Origin of the sequence: Corynebacterium sp. HMSC034A01, from assembly GCF_001838175.1 — a bacterium.
GTDB lineage: Bacteria > Actinomycetota > Actinomycetes > Mycobacteriales > Mycobacteriaceae > Corynebacterium.
In genome coordinates this window covers 13,891-30,290 of record NZ_KV835974.1, presented here as the reverse complement: position 1 = coordinate 30,290, position 16,400 = coordinate 13,891, and the positions used below count along the sequence as shown (strand labels likewise).

The 16,400-nt window shown below is 67.5% G+C and carries 15 protein-coding genes; 4 read left to right on the top strand and 11 right to left on the bottom strand.

All coding sequences use genetic code 11. The annotated features are described in order from the left end of the window. Nucleotides 1-7: 7 nt before the first annotated feature. The 10 genes from HMPREF2791_RS08805 to HMPREF2791_RS08760 form a co-directional block, all read right to left on the bottom strand. A complete protein-coding gene (locus HMPREF2791_RS08805; protein ID WP_070845063.1) occupies nt 8-1,339 on the bottom strand; it encodes an ATP-binding cassette domain-containing protein in 1,332 nt (443 codons plus the stop codon). Then, the gene (locus HMPREF2791_RS08800) at nt 1,326-2,105 is read right to left on the bottom strand and encodes an ABC transporter permease (RefSeq protein WP_070845062.1); all 780 of its coding nucleotides are present in this window, start codon (nt 2,103-2,105) and stop codon (nt 1,326-1,328) included. The genes HMPREF2791_RS08805 and HMPREF2791_RS08800 overlap by 14 nt, the downstream gene beginning before the upstream one ends. After that, nucleotides 2,102-3,025 (bottom strand): ABC transporter permease, encoded by a 924-nt coding sequence (locus HMPREF2791_RS08795; RefSeq protein WP_070845061.1) that lies wholly within the window; start codon nt 3,023-3,025, stop codon nt 2,102-2,104. Before HMPREF2791_RS08795 ends, HMPREF2791_RS08800 begins: the two co-directional genes overlap by 4 nt. Continuing rightward, nucleotides 3,022-4,458: an ABC transporter substrate-binding protein gene (locus HMPREF2791_RS08790; RefSeq protein ID WP_083327954.1), complete on the bottom strand. Its 1,437-nt coding sequence runs from the start codon at nt 4,456-4,458 to the stop codon at nt 3,022-3,024. Before HMPREF2791_RS08790 ends, HMPREF2791_RS08795 begins: the two co-directional genes overlap by 4 nt. 11 nt (nt 4,459-4,469) lie before the next feature. Continuing rightward, nucleotides 4,470-5,249 (bottom strand): GntR family transcriptional regulator, encoded by a 780-nt coding sequence (locus HMPREF2791_RS08785; RefSeq protein ID WP_070845086.1) that lies wholly within the window; start codon nt 5,247-5,249, stop codon nt 4,470-4,472. Nucleotides 5,250-5,350: 101 nt separating this feature from the next. Continuing rightward, nucleotides 5,351-6,334, bottom strand: a complete 984-nt coding sequence (locus HMPREF2791_RS08780; protein WP_070845060.1) for an LLM class flavin-dependent oxidoreductase — start codon at nt 6,332-6,334, stop codon at nt 5,351-5,353. Between the two features lie 13 nt (nt 6,335-6,347). After that, complete coding sequence (gene brnQ / locus HMPREF2791_RS08775; protein ID WP_070845059.1) at nt 6,348-7,778, bottom strand: branched-chain amino acid transport system II carrier protein; 1,431 nt, start codon at nt 7,776-7,778, stop codon at nt 6,348-6,350. Between the two features lie 87 nt (nt 7,779-7,865). Further along, on the bottom strand, nt 7,866-8,987 hold the full coding sequence (locus HMPREF2791_RS08770; protein ID WP_070845058.1) for a MalY/PatB family protein: 1,122 nt from the start codon (nt 8,985-8,987) through the stop codon (nt 7,866-7,868). After that, on the bottom strand, nt 8,920-9,405 hold the full coding sequence (locus HMPREF2791_RS08765; RefSeq protein ID WP_070845057.1) for a hypothetical protein: 486 nt from the start codon (nt 9,403-9,405) through the stop codon (nt 8,920-8,922). Before HMPREF2791_RS08765 ends, HMPREF2791_RS08770 begins: the two co-directional genes overlap by 68 nt. A gap of 211 nt (nt 9,406-9,616) precedes the next feature. Then, nucleotides 9,617-11,518 (bottom strand): ABC transporter ATP-binding protein, encoded by a 1,902-nt coding sequence (locus HMPREF2791_RS08760; protein ID WP_070845056.1) that lies wholly within the window; start codon nt 11,516-11,518, stop codon nt 9,617-9,619. 73 nt (nt 11,519-11,591) lie between these two features. Here HMPREF2791_RS08760 and HMPREF2791_RS08755 point away from each other — a divergent pair, with 73 nt between their 5' ends. Then, the gene (locus HMPREF2791_RS08755; RefSeq protein WP_070473647.1) at nt 11,592-12,188 is read left to right on the top strand and encodes a hypothetical protein; all 597 of its coding nucleotides are present in this window, start codon (nt 11,592-11,594) and stop codon (nt 12,186-12,188) included. Here the strand turns inward: HMPREF2791_RS08755 and HMPREF2791_RS08750 are convergent. Beyond that, entirely contained in the window at nt 12,185-12,958 is a 774-nt protein-coding gene (locus HMPREF2791_RS08750) for a carboxylesterase family protein (RefSeq protein ID WP_070845055.1), read from the bottom strand. The two genes, HMPREF2791_RS08755 and HMPREF2791_RS08750, sit on opposite strands and share 4 nt — an antisense overlap. A gap of 32 nt (nt 12,959-12,990) precedes the next feature. Here HMPREF2791_RS08750 and HMPREF2791_RS08745 point away from each other — a divergent pair, with 32 nt between their 5' ends. The 3 genes from HMPREF2791_RS08745 to HMPREF2791_RS12090 all read left to right on the top strand — a co-directional run bounded on the left by HMPREF2791_RS08745 (nt 12,991) and on the right by HMPREF2791_RS12090 (nt 16,397). Further along, complete coding sequence (locus HMPREF2791_RS08745) at nt 12,991-14,946, top strand: M3 family metallopeptidase (RefSeq protein ID WP_070845054.1); 1,956 nt, start codon at nt 12,991-12,993, stop codon at nt 14,944-14,946. A 63-nt stretch (nt 14,947-15,009) separates the two neighbouring features. After that, on the top strand, nt 15,010-16,233 hold the full coding sequence (locus tag HMPREF2791_RS08740) for a chymotrypsin family serine protease (protein ID WP_141764956.1): 1,224 nt from the start codon (nt 15,010-15,012) through the stop codon (nt 16,231-16,233). Then, a complete protein-coding gene (locus HMPREF2791_RS12090; RefSeq protein WP_168168299.1) occupies nt 16,233-16,397 on the top strand; it encodes a hypothetical protein in 165 nt (54 codons plus the stop codon). The genes HMPREF2791_RS08740 and HMPREF2791_RS12090 overlap by 1 nt, the downstream gene beginning before the upstream one ends. Nucleotides 16,398-16,400: the final 3 nt, after the last annotated feature.

The following is a 16,400-nucleotide window of genomic DNA, read 5'->3' as shown; positions in this document are numbered from 1 at the left end:
CGACAATCTACAGCACAGCGTCGAGCAACTCGCGCGTGTACGGGTGTTTTGGTGCCGCCCAGACCTGTTCGGTGGCACCGTGCTCCACGATGCGCCCGTGCCGCATCACCGCCACGGTGGGGCACAGCTCGCGCGCGACTGTCAGGTCGTGGGTGACAAAAATCAGCGTGTGCGTGCCGACGGTATCGCGCAGCAGGTCCAGCACCTGGTCCTGGATGGTGGCGTCGAGCGCGGAGACGGGTTCGTCGGCAAGCAAAATGCTCGGGCGTGGGGCCGCGGCGCGCGCAATCGAGATGCGCTGGCGCTGCCCGCCCGAGAACTGCCTCGGTGTGCGGTCGCCTGTGCCCTCCAACCCCACGCGCGCGAGCACGTCGTCGGCGCGGGCGGCATCCACGCCTGCCTCGCGTATCGACGCCCTCACGGACATCCGCGGATCCAGCGACGAGTACGGGTCCTGGAAGACCATCTGCACGTCGCCCGCAACGTTGACGGTGCCGGCGCTCGGCTCGCGCAGGCCCGCGATGAGGTGCAAAAGCGACGTTTTGCCGGAGCCGGACCCGCCGACGATGGCGAGGCGCTCGCCGGCGCGCACGGTCAGGTCCACGTTGTCGACGGCCAGGGTGTGCCCGCGGCGCAGGGAGACCCCGTCCAGGGTGACCACCGGCTCGCCGAGCGGGACGGGCTCGGCGGGCGGGCCGGCCACGGCAGCGGCGGCCAGTGCCTTGGCGTAGTCGGAGTTCGGCGCCATCATGCGCCCGCCCTTGAACACGAGCACCCGGTCGGTCATGCGGCGCACCACGGCGAGGTCGTGGGAGATGAACAACAGTGCCATGCCGCGCTCGCGCACGAGGCGGTCCAAGAGCTCCAGGATCTCCGCCTGCACGATGGCATCGAGTGCGGTGGTGGGCTCGTCGCAAATCAGCACGTCCGGGTTCTGCGACAGGGCGAGTGCGATGAGCACGCGTTGGCGCTGCCCGCCGGACAGCTCGTGCGGGTAGGCGTCGGGCCGGTCCACGCCGACCTCGCGCAGAAGGTCGCGGGAGACCAGTGCGCCGATTTTCTTCAGCGGGTCCAGCGCCGTCATCGGCTCCTGGAACACCATCGCGACGTTCCTGCCGCGCACACGCCGGCGCACGCGGTCCGGGGTGCCCACCATCTCGGTGCCGTCGACGGTGATGGACCCCTCTGCCGGCAGGTCGCTCAGTCCCATGATGGACAGCGCGGTGACGGACTTGCCGGAGCCGGACTCGCCGATGATGCCCACGCGCTCGCCCGGCGCGACAGAAAACGTGATGTCGTCCAGGATGCCGGGGATGGAAAGGTGATTAACGTCGATCATCAGCGTGCCCCAGAAGGTTGAAGCCCAGCACGGTCAGCGCGATGGCCGCACCCGGCCACAGCGCCAGGTGCGGGGAGGTGGCCAGATACGGCTGGGAGGCTTGCAGCATGCGCCCCCAGGAAGCGTAGGGCGCGGGGGCGCCGAGCCCCAGAAACGACAGTCCGGCTTCCGCCAAGATGGCCAGCGCGACCGCGACGGAGACCTGGGTGAGCACGAGCGTCCAGATGTTCGGCAGCACGTGCCGCCACGCGATCGCGGGACCTGAGACCTTGGCGATGCGCGCCGCCAGGATGTAGTCGTGCTGCATGACCTGCATCGTGCCTGCGCGCGCCACGCGCACGAAGGCGGGGATGCCGGCGATGCCGATGGCCAGCACCACAATCCAGATGGAGGCGCCGAACACGGCGGTGAACACGATGGCCAGCAGCAGCGCCGGGAAGGCGAGCAGCAGGTCGGCGCCGGCCATGACAAACCGTGACGCGCCGCGCCGCATGCCGGCCCAGATCCCCAGCGGCACGCCGATAAGTCCGGACAGCCCGACGGCGCCCACGGCCACGGTCAGCGTCAGCCGCGCGCCGTCCATCACGCGCGAGAGAATGTCGCGGCCGAACTGGTCGGTGCCCATCCAGTGCGCCGCGGAGGTGCCCTGCAACCGCGCGGCGACTTCGGTCTGCAGCGGGTCGTACGGCGTCCACGCCAGCGACAGAAGCGCCGCGACGGCCACCAGTGCGACGATCACCGCGCCGACTTTGCGCTGCCAGCTCATGCCTGCCTCCGAATCCGCGGGTCCACCACCGCATAGGTCAGGTCCACGATCAGGTTCACCACCAGGGTGAACGCCACGATGACCATCATCACCGTTTGTACGGTGGCTAGGTCGCGGTTGCCCACGGCGTCGAGAAGCATGGTGCCCAAACCCGGGATGGTGAACACCCGCTCGATCACCACAGCGCCGACCACCAGCGACGCCAGCTGCACACCGACGACCGTGATCACCGGCAGCGCGGCGTTTCGAAGTGCCGAGGTGAACAGCACATTGCCTATCGACGCACCAAGGGCCCTGCCCGTCCTCACATAATCTTTGCCCATCTCCTCGCGCACCGCGGCAGCGACGTAGCGCGTGAGAATCGAGGCCTGCACGAGCGCGAGCGAGGCCACCGGCAGCACCGCATGCGCCGGCGTGCCCCAGCCGTTGGCCGGCAGCCAGCCCAGGCGCACCGAAAACAGGGCGACTAAGGCGATGCCGACCAGAAACGACGGCACGATGATGCCCACCTGCGACAGCGCGCCGACGACCGCGCCGTCGGGGGAGTGGGTGCGCCGCGCCAGGTAGACGCCCACCGGCACCGCAACGGCCAGCGAGACCGCCATCGCCGCAAGTGTCAGTGTGAGCGAGACCCCGGCGCGCTCGATCACCGTGTCGGTGATGTCTTTGCCGGACGACATGGAGATGCCGAAGTCTCCGGTGAGCAGCCCTGCAACCCAGTCGACGTACTGCACCGGCAGCGGCTGATCCAGCCCGAGGCGCGCCGACAGCTCCGCGACGGCCTCCTCGGTGGCCGAGACCCCCAGCGCCACGCGCGCCGGGTCGCCGGGCACAGCGCGCAGCAGGGTGAAGATGACCACGCTCGCCGCGGCGAGCAAAAGCACGAAGCGCAGGATGTGTTTGGCCGCGGTGCGGATCATTTCTCCACCTCGTTCAACGGCAGCGAGTCGGTGACCACGTTCGGGTTCAAGCCTGAGACACCCGGGGCGTAGAGCACGATGTTCGGGGCGTTGGCCAGGGTCAGCGCCGCGGCGTCGTCCATGATCTGCTCCACCGCGCCGGCCATGTCGCCGGCGGCGATGCGCTCGCGCACCACCGCGTTGTCGTAGCCCAGGTAGTACTCCGGGTCGCCGAAGAGCATGGGCACGTCGCGCGGCTCCACGTGGGCCACCAGCGAGGCCTGGTAGTCGTGGCCCTTGAGCACCTGGTTGAGCCAGACCGCGGGGAATTCGACGGTTTCCAGGCGCACGCGGAAGCCGACGTCGCGAAGCTGCGAGTAAATCAGCTCGCTGGCTTCCTGCGCATAGGGCCGGTTGGGCACGGTGATGGTGATTTCCGGGCTGCGCCCGGCGAGCAGCTCGCGGGCCTTGTCCGGATCGAAGGGGTAGAAGTCGCGGCCCGGGTACCAGGGGTCCGTCGGCGGCACGGGCGCGCCGCCGGTGTCGGTAGCCAGGCCGTTGTAGACCACCTCGTTGACCGCCGCCCGGTCCACCGCATACGCCACGGCGCGGCGCACGTTAGGGTCGTCGAAAGGCGCGCGGGTGTTGTTCATGGAAAGCAGCACCTCACCGTTGGTGGTGCCCACCTCGACGCGGATGTCCTCCGGCAGCGTGTCAATGAGCTGCGGGGCCTGCATGCCCCACACCACGTCCGCATCACCCACGCGCAAGGCGTTCACGGCGGAGACTGGGTCGTCGAAGTAGCGGATCGCCGCGTTGCGCGCGACGTCGCCGCCCCAGTAGTCCTCGCGCGCGTCGAACTCGATGGCCTCGCCGACGTCGAAGCGGGCCACGGTGTACGGCCCGGTGCCCAGGGGAGCGGTTGCCAGCCTATCGACGCCTGCCGGTGTCATCATCGCCCCCGTCAGCGTGCCCATGGACCACAGCCACGCGTCCTCGGCAGCGGTCCCGCCCTCGACGGTCACGCGCAGGGTGCGCTCGTCCACCACCTCGACGTGTGTGACCGGGTCCATCTGGGCTTTCAGCCCGTTGGTCCACTCGTGTTGGACGTAGTGGATGGAAAACGCGGCGTCGTCGGCGGTAAACGGTGTGCCGTCGGCAAAGGTCACGCCGTCGCGCAAGTGGAACGTGAAGGTGCCGCCGCCCCGCTCGACGTGCTCGGCGAGGTGGGGCACGGGGGTGCCGGAGGCGTCGATACGCACGAGCGTTTCGTAGACGTTACCCACGAGAGCCTGGGGCGCGGCCGCGCCGCCGGTGGTGGTGAAGTCCAACCCGGCGGGTGCCGCGGAGGCCGCCACGACCACGTTGTCGCGCGGCGCGGCCTCGCCGCACGCGGCCGCGAAGGACACGGGGAGGGCCAAGGCGGCCGCGGCCGCCAGAGTCCTTGCATGCATGTGAAGTGAGGTTAGCGGATCTCGGATTCCGCCTGGAACCACAGCGGGGAAGAGTGCCCGCGCACGTTGTTCAGACCGAAGGACAGCTTGTCCACGCGGAAGATGTGCTCGGCTACCTCGAGCACCTCGCCGTTGTGGGTCAGCGCCTTGATCTTCACGCGCAGCACCGGCGCGTTCTCGGCGATGCCCAACTTGGAGGCGATGTCGGCGTCCGCCTGTTCGATGGTGAATGCGCGCGAGATGTTGTTGAAGTCCGCGCCGGCACGGATGAGCTCGCGGTGGATGGACTGCTCGGAGGTGTCCACGGTTTCGATGATCTGCGCCAGCGACGGCAGAAACGCCATCCGCTCCATCACCACCGGCTCGCCGTCGGCGCTGCGCACGCGCCGGACAACAAAGACCTCGTCGCCCGGGTTGATGCGCATGTACTCCGCCAGCTCCTCGTCGGCGGTGTCCATGCCGAACTTTTCCATTTCCTCGCTGGGGTCTTTGCCCATGCGGAAAATCCAGGAGGTGTTGGACAAAATCTCCTCGAACGTTTCGGTGCGGGTGTTCGACAGCACCAGGGAGCGGCGGCCGCGGCCGGAGGAGAGCAGCCCCTCGGCGCGTAGCGTGGCCACGGCTTGGCGCACCGGCCCGCGGGAAGTGTTGAACTGCTCGCACAGCTCCACCTCGCTGGGCAGCGACTCGCCGGCCGGGATGTGGCCCGCGAAGATCTCATCGCGCAGGTAGTCCGCGATCTCTTCGTGCTGCTGCGGGCGACGAAGCGGGCCGGTGGGCAGTTGCGCCATGTGCGGGATCACGTCCTTGTCTTAGACAACCGGGAATGTAACGACACCCGATACTAAACCAGCCAGCGCATAAGTCCTATTAGTTGGAGATGTGTCCCGCTTTAGCCCCAGGCTTGGGCAAGGATTTCCATGGACCGGCTCACCTCATCGTGGCTGCCGGCCTGCAGCGAGATCATTAGCTCGTCCGCCTGGGCAGTCTTGCGGAACGCCTCCAAGTACTCGGCGACCTGTTCGCCGGTGCCCTCGGCGGTGTAGCGCAGCATGTCGATGATCTGGCGGCCCTGGTAGGAGTTGACCACGGTGTCCAGCTGGTCGTCGGAAAGCTGCTTGCCCTGGCGCCCCATAAACGCGCGCACGCGGTTTCTGTGCACCACCTTCGTCTGGCGCTTCGCATCCTCCTCGCTGTCGGCGGCGGTGACGTTGACCGCCGCGATGCAGTACGGCTCCGGGTGGCGCTCGGACGGCTGGTAGTTGTCGCGGTAGTAGGCGGTGGCCTGCTCCAAATGCTGCGGGGCGAAGTGGGAGGCGAACGCGTACGGCAGCCCCAGCTGCGCGGCCAGAGAGGCGCCGAACATGGACGAGCCCAAAATGATCAGCGGCACGTTGGTGTTAAAACCCGGCATGGCGGTCACGCCCGGCAGCGGCGACTGGTTGGACAGCCAGGCCTGCAGCTCCTGGACGTCCTGCGGGAAGTTCTCCGCGGCGCGCGGGTCGCGGCGCAGCGCCCGGCCCAGGGTCTGCTGGTCGGTGCCGGGCGCCCGGCCCAACCCCAGGTCGATGCGGCCGGGGTAGAGCTCCTCCAGCATGCCGAACTGCTCGGCGATGACGTACGGGGAGTGGTTCGGCAGCATCACGCCGCCGGCGCCCAACCGGATGCGGCTGGTCTTCGCGCCGATGTGGCTGATCAGCACCGCCGGCGACGAGGAGACGATGCTGGACATGTTGTGGTGCTCGGCGTACCAGATGCGCGAATAACCTAAGGCCTCCGCCTGCTGGGCGAAGGCCACGGATCGCTGCGTCGCCTCACCGACGGATTCGCCGGGGTAGCGGGTGCAGAAATCGATAAGAGAAAGTGGGGCGTTCATGCGCCCCACCGTACTAGTCCTTTGCTTGCAGAACGGGGACCGCGTCGCCCTCCGCAGACAGGTCCTCGCCCTCGACGGACTCCATCGTGCCCGGGATCATGGCGGGCTTGGGACGGACAAAGTCCACGACCAGGCCGATGACAAACGTGGTGACAACCGGGACAACCCAGCCAAGGCCAGCGTCGAACAGCGGCGCCCACGCAACGATCGGGCTCAGGGCGTCTGCGCCCCACTCCAGGGAAATGAACGTCTCGATGGCGGACCACACCACGGCCGTCCACAGCGGCAGGAAGAACGCCCAGCTGAAGCGGGTGCGGGCACGGAACGCCGGCTCAATGAGGGTCAGTGCGATCAGGGTGATCGCCGGCGGGTAGAGGAAGCCGATTACCGGCGCGGCGATCGCCATGACGAACTCCAGGCCCTGGGTGGCAATGATCATGGAGGCCACGGCAAAGATGACGGCCCAGACGTGGTAGGAGCCGGGGAACTGCTCGGAGAAGTACTCGCCGGTTGCGGTGATCAGGCCCACCGCGGTGGTCAGGCAGGCCAGCAGCACGATGGCGGAGAACACGGCCTGGCCGGCGCCGCCCATGGTCAGGTTCGCGGCCTCCGCCAACAGTCCCGCGCCGTTGTCGAACTCGCCGGCGTTCGGCATGACGCGGCCGATCAGCCCCAGGCCGATGTAGACCAGGCCCAGCATAATGCCTGCGCCGACACCTGCGGCGATGGTGCCGTTGACAAGCTCCTTGCCCTCGCTGAAGCCGCGGTGGCGCAGGGTGGAGATGACCACGATGGAAAACGCCAGGGCGGCGATGGAGTCCATGGTGAGGTAGCCCTCGAGCAGGCCGGCGGTCAGCGGGCCGTCGTCGTACGGCTCGCTCGGGGTGACCGGCTCGGCGGACCAGCGGAACGCGGCCACGGAGATCATCACAACCAGCAGCACCAGAAGCGCCGGGGTGAGGAACTTGCCCAGCTTCTCCATGATGGTGGTGGGGTTCCAGGACAGCGCCAGCGCGATGCCGAAGAACGCCACGTTGAACACGGCGGACGAGGCAAAGGATTCGAGGCCGAACAGCGGGGTGATCGCCGTTTCAAACGAGACGGCGCCGGTGCGCGGCAGGGCGTAGAACGCGCCGATGGACAAATACGCCAGCACCGGGAAGACCACACCGAAGATGGAGCCGGCGCGCTGCGCCAGGTCGCGCAGGTTCGAGCCGGACAGCGCAATGGCGATCACGGCCAGCACCGGCAGGAGGGAAGCGGTGGTGAGGAAGCCGATCAGCGCCGGCCAGAAGTTGTCGCCGGCTTCCACGGCCAGCATGGGCGGGAAGATGAGGTTGCCCGCGCCGAAGAACATCGAAAACAGCGCGAGCCCGGTGACGATGATCGCGCTGGTGGAGCGCTTCGAACCGCCGTCGGGCTGTGACACCACTGTGGAACCCATGGTCGTTCCTCTCTAGTTGGGTTGGAGTTCTCTAGAGTGTAGACCACCCGACCGCTAGATGGGAACAAGGTTCCATGAGGTGAAATGCTAAAGCTTTGCGACGGCTCCGCCAATCCGCCGCACCGCCTCCTCCAGGATCTCTGGGCTGGTGGCGAAGTTCAGCCTTGCGCGGTGCTCGCCGCCGGGGCCGAAGTCCATTCCCTCGTTCATGGCCACCTTGGCGTGGCGGCGCAGCCACGCGGCGGGTTTTTCGTCGGCAAGCTTGGTGTCCTTGAAGTTCAAAAACATCAGGTAGGTCGCCGCCGGCACCTCGATCTCGATGCCCGGCACCGCCTGCGGCAGGTTTTCCACCAGCCAGTCGCGGTTGGCCTTGAGCTGCGCGATCTCCTCGTCCAGGAACTCGCGGCCGTGGTCGTAGCAGGCCTCCGCCGCGATAATGCCCAGGGTGCCCACGCCGTCCTTGGCCACGCCCGACATCGCGTTCCAGGTCTGCACATCCTCGTCGTTGGAGAAGATCATCTGCGCGCACTTGAGCCCCGCGACGTTCCACGCCTTGGACGTCGCCGTGACCGTGATGCACACGTCCGGGTTGTTCGCCGCGGCGCAGACGTGGGCGCCGTCGTAGACCAGCGGGGCGTGGATCTCGTCCACGATCACCCGGGCGCCGTACTTGCGGGCCAGCGCGCAGACCTCGTCGAGCTGTTCCTCGGAGAACACGTAGCCGCCCGGGTTGAACGGGTTGGTCACGATGATGCTGCCCGCGCCGTTTTGGAATGCGGTCTCCACTTCCGCCAGATCGAGGCCGCCGGCGGAGCTGACGTCGATACGCCCCCGGCCTGCGACCTCCGCGACATCGAGGAAGGGGAAGTAGGCGGGGACCGGGACCACCACATCGCCCTTTGTGAAGTACTGGATAGCCAACATCACGCCGCGCACCACGTCCGCGACCGGGAAGATCTTCTCCGCGTCCGGACGCCAGCCGTAACGGTCCGCGTAGAAGTCGGACACGGCCTCGCCGAGCCGGTGCGCGTGCGGGGCGGGGGTGTAGCCGAACATCTCGCGCTCGGCGGCGTCCACGATCGCCTGCTTCACAGCGGGCGCGGTGGGAAAATCGCTCTCCGCGATAAACAGCGGCAACACGTCAGGGTTGAACTGCGTCCACTTCCTGGTGCCGCGGGCTTGCAGGGTAGTTAGATCGGGGAATTGCATGGGGCCTACGGTAGCCATCATCTTCTCTGCGTTGGGTCAGCGCCCACGCGGCGAACACCGCGGCGGTGAGCAGCGTCCACCACACCACGGACGACATGACCCAGTCGCTGAGCACCCGGTCGCGCCCGGCGATTGTGTCCATGTTTTTAAACTGCGAGTGCGGCACGAACACGGTGGAAAGGCCCAGGTAGGTGAGCATGGTGAGCAGTGCGGCAACCTCGCGGTGGCGCCACGCGAACTCGCCGATGATGAACACGCCCGGCAGCATCCACGCCCACGCGAACGGCGGGGCCAAGGAGGATGTGGTGAGTGCCACTAGCGCTAGGCTGAGCGCCGCCATCGGGGCCTCGTCGCGCTGAATAAAAACGCGGGCGGCGTAGATCAGCGCGCCGCTCGCGCACGCTAGGTTGGGAGGCATGGACGAACGTAGCCGTGGAAGGCATACCCTTTCGGTACAGCGCGGGCGCTCCGCGACGATATTGACGAGTGGGTTGACCAAAGCATCGCACCACGCCTGTAGCTTCCATAGATCCAGCTAGTAGGACCCCGTTATCCGCCGAAAAAACGCGAATAGCTGGGTCTTACTAGCTGGATTTGGCGCGAGAGGTGCGTGGGGCGCGGGGTGGGGGTTACTGCGCCGCATCCGCGCCGTCCTCCCCGTCCTCGTTCTCGTCGTCCGCGCCGTCGACGTGGAACCCGAACGCCTTGAGCCGCTCCCGGTCCGCGGCGGACGACGACGCCGTCAGGCGCAAAAGCTCGGAGTAGATGCCGCCGGAAACCGCCAGCTCGGAAGGTGAGCCGATCTCGTCGACGTGGCCGTCGCGAAGTGTGATGATCGTGTCCACCCCCGCGATGGTGGAAAGCCGGTGCGCGATCATGATGGTGGTGCGGCCTTCCATGAGCTGGTCCAGGCCGGCCTGCACGGCGCGCTCGGCCTTGGTGTCCAGGGCGGAGGTGGCCTCGTCCAGGATCAGGATCGGCGCGTCCTTGAGCATGGCGCGCGCCACGGCCACGCGCTGGCGCTGCCCGCCGGAAAGGCGCAGGCCGCGCTCACCGATGACGGTGTCGTAGCCGTCGGCGAACTTCATGATGAACTCGTGCGCGTTCGCCCGCTTCGCCACCTCCACGACTTCCTCCAGCGTGGCGTCCGGCTTGCCGTAGGCGATGTTCTCAAACACTGACCCGGAAAATAGTGCAGCCTCCTGGAACACCACGCCGGTGGTGGCGCGCAGCTTCTCCACGTCCAGCTCGGACAGCTCCTCGCCGCACACGCGCAGCCGGCCGCGGGTGATGGGGTACAGCCCCAAAAGCAGGTTCACAATGGTGGATTTGCCGCCGCCGGATTCGCCGACAAGGGCGACGGTTTCGCCTTCGTGGGCGGCGAAGTTGACGTCGTGCAGCACAGGCTCGCCCTCGATGTATTCGAAGGTGACGTCCTCGAACGCGATGACCGGCTCGCGCACCTGCAGCGGAGCCTGCTGCTTTGCGACGACCTCCGGCATGCCCGACGCCTGCGTCGCCGCCACGAGCTGGCGGTTCGCTGTCGGCTCGACCGGCTCGTCCATCACCTTGAAGTAGTCGCGCGAGCCGGCGATGGCGCGCTGGGCGGAATCCACGATCCAGCTCATCATCGTCACCGGCTGGCGCGCCATGGTGACCATCTGGATGAGCATGACCATCTCGCCGACAGTGAAGTGCCCGTTCAGGGTGCGGGTGAACAGGATCAGGTAGATGCCCAAAAAGATCAGGTTCATAGCCACGCCGCGCAGCGTGTCCATGGAGTGCCACCAGCGCGACTGGGGGCGGGTGATGTCCACGGTGTTGGTGTAGTGGCGGCCGAACTTCTCCAGCTCGCGCACCTCCGCGCCGTAGGACTTCGTCACCTTCACCTGGCCCACGACCTCGGCGAAGCGGCCGTTGCCCTCGTCGATGTTGGCGTTTTTCTCCTTCTCAAACACCTGCCAGCGCTTCGACGTCAGCGCGGTGAGCCAGGTGTAGAGCGGGAACAACAGGGCCAGCAGCACGGTCAGCGGCCAGTAGTAGTAGTAGTAGTAGGCGGTGATGCCCAAAATCGCCACCACCTGCATCAGCATGGGCAAAAAGTTGTTGGTGAAGGATTGGATGAACTGCGTGACGTTGGCGATCGAGCGGTCCAGCCGGGCGATGATCGTGCCGGTGACCTGGTTGTCGTAGTAGCGCTGCGGCAGCGCCAGCAGCTTGGCAAAATACCGGGTGGACAGGATCTGGCGGATACGGGCGACCATCACGTCGCCCAAGTACCCGGAGACGTTGCGCAGCACCGAGGCCAGCGCCTCGGCGGCGAACAGTGCGAACGCGAGCCAGATGACGGTGCGGGTGGGGTCGGGCAAGGAATCGTCGCCAAGCTTGGCCACGATGGTGTCCGTCGCCTCCCGCAACAAAAACGGGGTGACCAAACCCAGACCAGCCACCAGCGTGGAGACCGCCACCACGGCGATATAAAACGGCCAGAGGGCGGAGGCACTGCGGATCACGCGCATCATCGACTGCATAATTTCGACACCCTACTAGGGCTGTAAAGTGGGGCAGAACTGTCAAAACCACCCCTAAGAAGAAGAGGCGTACATGTCCCACCGCACCCGCCGCCCCAAGGCCGCACTGACCGCCGCAGCCCTGGCAGCCGCCTTGGCGCTTTCCGCCTGCGCGGACGCCGAGATGGGGGAGGACACCATCAGCTCCACCCAGGTCACCGCCGCGGAGGACGCTCCGCAGGGCCAGGCGGACGACCGCATCGGTGTGCAGCGCAAGCCCTTCGAAGTCAACGAGGCGGACCCGTTGGTCAGCGACAAAACCAACGGCGAGCGGGTGGAGGACCCGGCGATGGAGCTCTCCTACAAGTGGCAGGGCACTTCGTACGCGCCCAACGGCGGCTCGGTTGTTGTGGTGGCGATCACCAACGAGTCGGACGCGCCGCTGCCGGAGGACGCGCTCGAGCCGACGCTGCGCTACAACGTCAACTCCACCTCCAACCCGGACATGAAGGACGCGAAGTTCGTCCCCGTCGCGGAGGAGGCCGGCGTGGACATCGTGGGCCTGGACCGCCCGCTGGGCCCGGGCGCGACCGTGAACGCGAAGTACCCCTTCGACGTGACCACCGGAAACCTGTGGGACGCGGAGTTCACCATCGGCAACGTCACCTTCAAAGGCAACCTGAACAACTAGCGGGCGAACTGGGCGATCGCGCCAGGGTCCAGCGCGTCTTCGACGCGGATGTGGGCGAGCTCGGCGAGCTCGGAGGCGTCGTGGGGCTGCGGGCCCAGCGGTCCGAAGCACTTTGCGTATCGACGGTAGCTCCGCCCCACCCTCGCCGGCCGCTGTTCCGCCAACTCGTTGAGCGAGTCGCGCGTCAGCGGCGCGGACAGCAGGTAGCGCACGATCCACTTGCGCTTGGCGTACGGCGCGCGCGGGAAGACGGGGCTGGCGGCCCACACGCGGCGGAACTCGCCGGCGTAGTGGTCGCGCCGGCACAGCCACAGCGCAACGGCCGCCTCCTCGCCGGCGCCGACGACGGTGACGTTGGTGGGATCGCCCCCGAACGCTTCGATGTTGCGCTGGATCCAGCGCAACGCGAGCTTGACGTCCGCCACGCCGCGGAAGTGCCCGATGGCGTCGGCGGCGAACGGGAGGAAGCCTTCGAAGCCGTCGCGGTGGGGCACATGCACGTGGACGAACCCGTCGCCCAGCTCGGTCGGCTTGGATAACCACACCACCACCGGGCAATCCGTGCCCGGGCGCGCGCCGAGCGGGGCACTGATGGAAAGGGCGTTCGGGTGCGGCGCGGTGGCGCCGAGAAGCAATCCCTGCTTTACGGCCACCGGGTCGTCGAAGGGGCGGGACTCGGCGATAAACGGGATGGCGCCGAAAAGCCTCGCGTTATCGCGGACAGTGCCCACGATGGTGCCGGCCGCGCATGTGATTTCCGTTTCACCCATGCGGCAGATCGTATCCGCATACACTGACCGCCATGACAAACCCGCTTCTGACCCCCTCGACCCTGCCGTACAACCTGCCGGACTTCGCCGCGATCCGCCTCGAGCACGTGGAGCCCGCGTTTGAAGAGGCGCTGAAGCGCCACGCCGCGGAAATCGCCGAGATCACCACCACAGACGCGCCGACGTGGGAAAACACCGTCGAAGCCTTCGAGCTGGCCGGCCAAGACTTGGACCGGGTGATGTCCTGGTTTTTCAACCTGCAGGGCACCGACGCCACCGACGAGTTCGACGCGGTGGCCGACCGCATCGTGCCGAAGCTGTCGGCGCACGTGGACTCGATCTACCAGAACGACGCGCTCTACCAGCGCATCAAGGGCGTCGAGGTGCCGGCGGACGCGGAGTCGCAGAGGCTTCACAGCGAGCTGTTGCGCCGCTTCACCCGCCGCGGCGCGGACCTTAACGCCGCCGGGAAGTCCCGCCTGCAGGAGATCAACCAGCGTTTGTCTGAGCTGTCGGAGCGCTTCGGCCGCAACCTGCTCGCGGACACGAAGAAGCTCGCGGTGGAGTTTTCGCGCGAGGAGCTCGCCGGGCTGTCGGACGACCAGCTGGCCGCGTACGAGGACGGCGGCCGCTACGTCGTGCCGATCGAGCTGCCCACCACCCAGGCGCTGCAGTCGGAGCTGGACACCTCTTCTGCGCGCCACAAGCTTTTCGACGCCTCCCGCGCCCGCGGCCGCGACACCAACCCGGACATCGTGCTGGAGTCCGTGAAGCTGCGCCAGGAGCGCGCGAAGTTGCTCGGCTTTGACACGCACGCCGACTACGTCATCGCGGAGGAAACCGCCGGCACCGCCGCGGCAGCGCGCCAGCTCATCGCGGACCTGGCACCGGCGGCGGCCGCCAACGCCGAGGCCGAGCGCAAGCTCGCCGGCGAACTGGCCGGCGAGGAGCTGGGCGGCGCGGACTGGCCGTACTGGCAAGCCAAGCGCCGCGAGGAAGAACTTGGCATCGACGAAGCGGAGCTGCGCAAGTACTTCCCACTCGAGCAGGTGCTGACCGACGGCGTCTTCTTTGCCGCCAACCTGCTCTACGGCATCACGGTGGAAAAGCGCGAGGATCTGGCCGGCTACCGCGAGGACGTGGACGTGTGGGAGGTGAAGGAAGAAGACGGCACCGGTATCGGGCTGCTTCTGACCGACTACAACGCCCGCCCGTCCAAGCGCGGCGGCGCCTGGATGAGCTCGTTCGTGGACCAGTCGCACCTCGCCGGCACGAAGCCGGTGGTGGTCAACGTCATGTCGATCAGCTCCAACCTGCTCACCATCGACGAGGTGACCACCCTGTTCCACGAGTTCGGCCACGCCCTGCACGGCCTGCTCTCCGACGTGCGCTACCCGTCGCACTCCGGCACCAACGTCCCCCGCGACTGGGTGGAGTTCCCCTCCCAGATCAACGAGAACTACGCCTTCGCCCCGGAGATTGCCCGCAACTACGCCCGCCACGTGGACACCGGCGAGGTCATCCCGGCGCCACTTCTGCAGGCGATGGAGGCCTCGCGCCAGTTCGGCCAGGGTTTCACCACCGCCGAGTACCTTGCGGCGAGCGCGATCGACCTTGCGTGGCACTCGCTTGCCGGCGACATCCCGTCGGATATCGACGCCTTCGAAGAAAACGTCCTGCGCGAGCTCGGCCTGAACGTCGAAGGGCTGGAGCCGCGCTACCGCTCCACCTGGTTCAACCACATCTTCGCCGGCGGCTACTCCGCGGGCTACTACTCCTACCTGTGGGCCGAGGCACTCGACGCGGACGGCTACCAGCTCGTCGCCGAGGAGGGTATCAACCGGCAAACGGGCGCGAAGTTCCGCGAGACGATCCTGTCCAAGGGCTCCTCGCGCGACTACGCGGAGGCCTACCGCGCCTTCCGCGGCCGCGACAAGGACACCCGCCCGCTGCTTGAGCGCCGCGGGCTCGCAGGCACAGACGTGTAATTCCGCGGGTTCGTGCTGTACAGTTCCGGGGAAACCTTTAAAAGACAAGACAAGGAAAGCTGTATGGCGAACGCAACTGTGCGACGTCCCCGCGTGGGCGCACGCGTTGCTGCGTTCGCCGCGGCGTCCGCGCTGGCAGCGTCCGGTCTCGTGGTGGGGGATACGGCGCCGGCGGCGGAACGTCTCGTCGTGAAGCAAGGCGCCCGCATGTTCGTGGACAACCTCGGCGACGACAACCTCACCGCCTGCACCATCGGCTACAACGACCCCGCGCAGCGCCGCAGCTACACAGCCGGGCACTGCGTCGACAACGGCCAATACGGGTGGCAAACCGGGGCGATGGTCTACCTCGCCGACAGCAAGGGCCGCGAAATGTCCACCCCAGCCGGCATGATCTACCCGGCCGCCGCCTACTACGGCGCCTCCAACGTCAACGACTGGGCGGTGATCTACTGGTTCAACGGCGTCGAGGTCGGCGGAAACCCCTACGGCGGCGAATACGTGCCCATCCAGGACCTCGAACCCGGCGAGACCCTCTGCTACCACGGCTACGCCTCCCACGGCGGCACCACCGACGCCGCCTGCGGGCCGTTCGTGGGCATGATTGAGAAAACCATCTACTTCGACGCCCCCGGCATACCGGACTACGGCGACTCCGGCGGGCCCGTCTACGCGCCGGGCCGCGGGCTCGTCGGCGTGATGTCCGGGGCGAACGCGCTGGTGGACGAGCGCGGCGACGAGGTGGTCGGCTTCGAGCGCGCCAGCTCCCTGCAAAGCGGTGCGCTTTACGACGACTCCCGCATCGACGCCTTCCTCCGTTCCCACTACGGTGCGTCGGCCGCGAAGACGACGACCACGCCGGCGGTGCCTTCTCCGGTGCGCAGCACCGTGGTGAACCCCGTTGCGGAGGTCACGCGAGACCTGAAGCCTGCCGCGGAGGCGCCGGGGGCGTCGCTGGAGCCGAAGCGTGAGCCGTCGCCTGCTGTGACCTCCGTGTCGGGCAACTCCATCCACATCTCTGGGCCGACCTCAAAGTCCGTGATCATCCCGGCCGCCACGTTGCAACGGCCGATTCCGGTCGGGGCGGCCACCCCGTCGAGTGTGCCGAGTGAGGCGCCCGTCGTTACGCCTGAGGCCACGGCGGGGGATGAGGCGCAAAGCAGCGAGGACACCGTGGAGGAGCCGCGCGACAACAACATCGCCAAGGCGCTGCTGATCACCCTCGGCGTCGTGGCCGCCGTTGCGGCGCTCGTGCCGGCGGTCGGCTACGCGATGGGCCTGATCTGATGAGCAGCGCTCTCTTCGGCTGGATGATGGGCCTAAGCCCTTGGCTGCAGGTCCCCGCGATCCTCGCTGTGGCCGCGCCGGTGTGCGCCGCGGTAGGGTACGCGCTGCTGCGCCTTGTCGACGGTGTCGCGCATGCCGCCGCGCGCCTGTTTTCCCGCCGCTAGCCC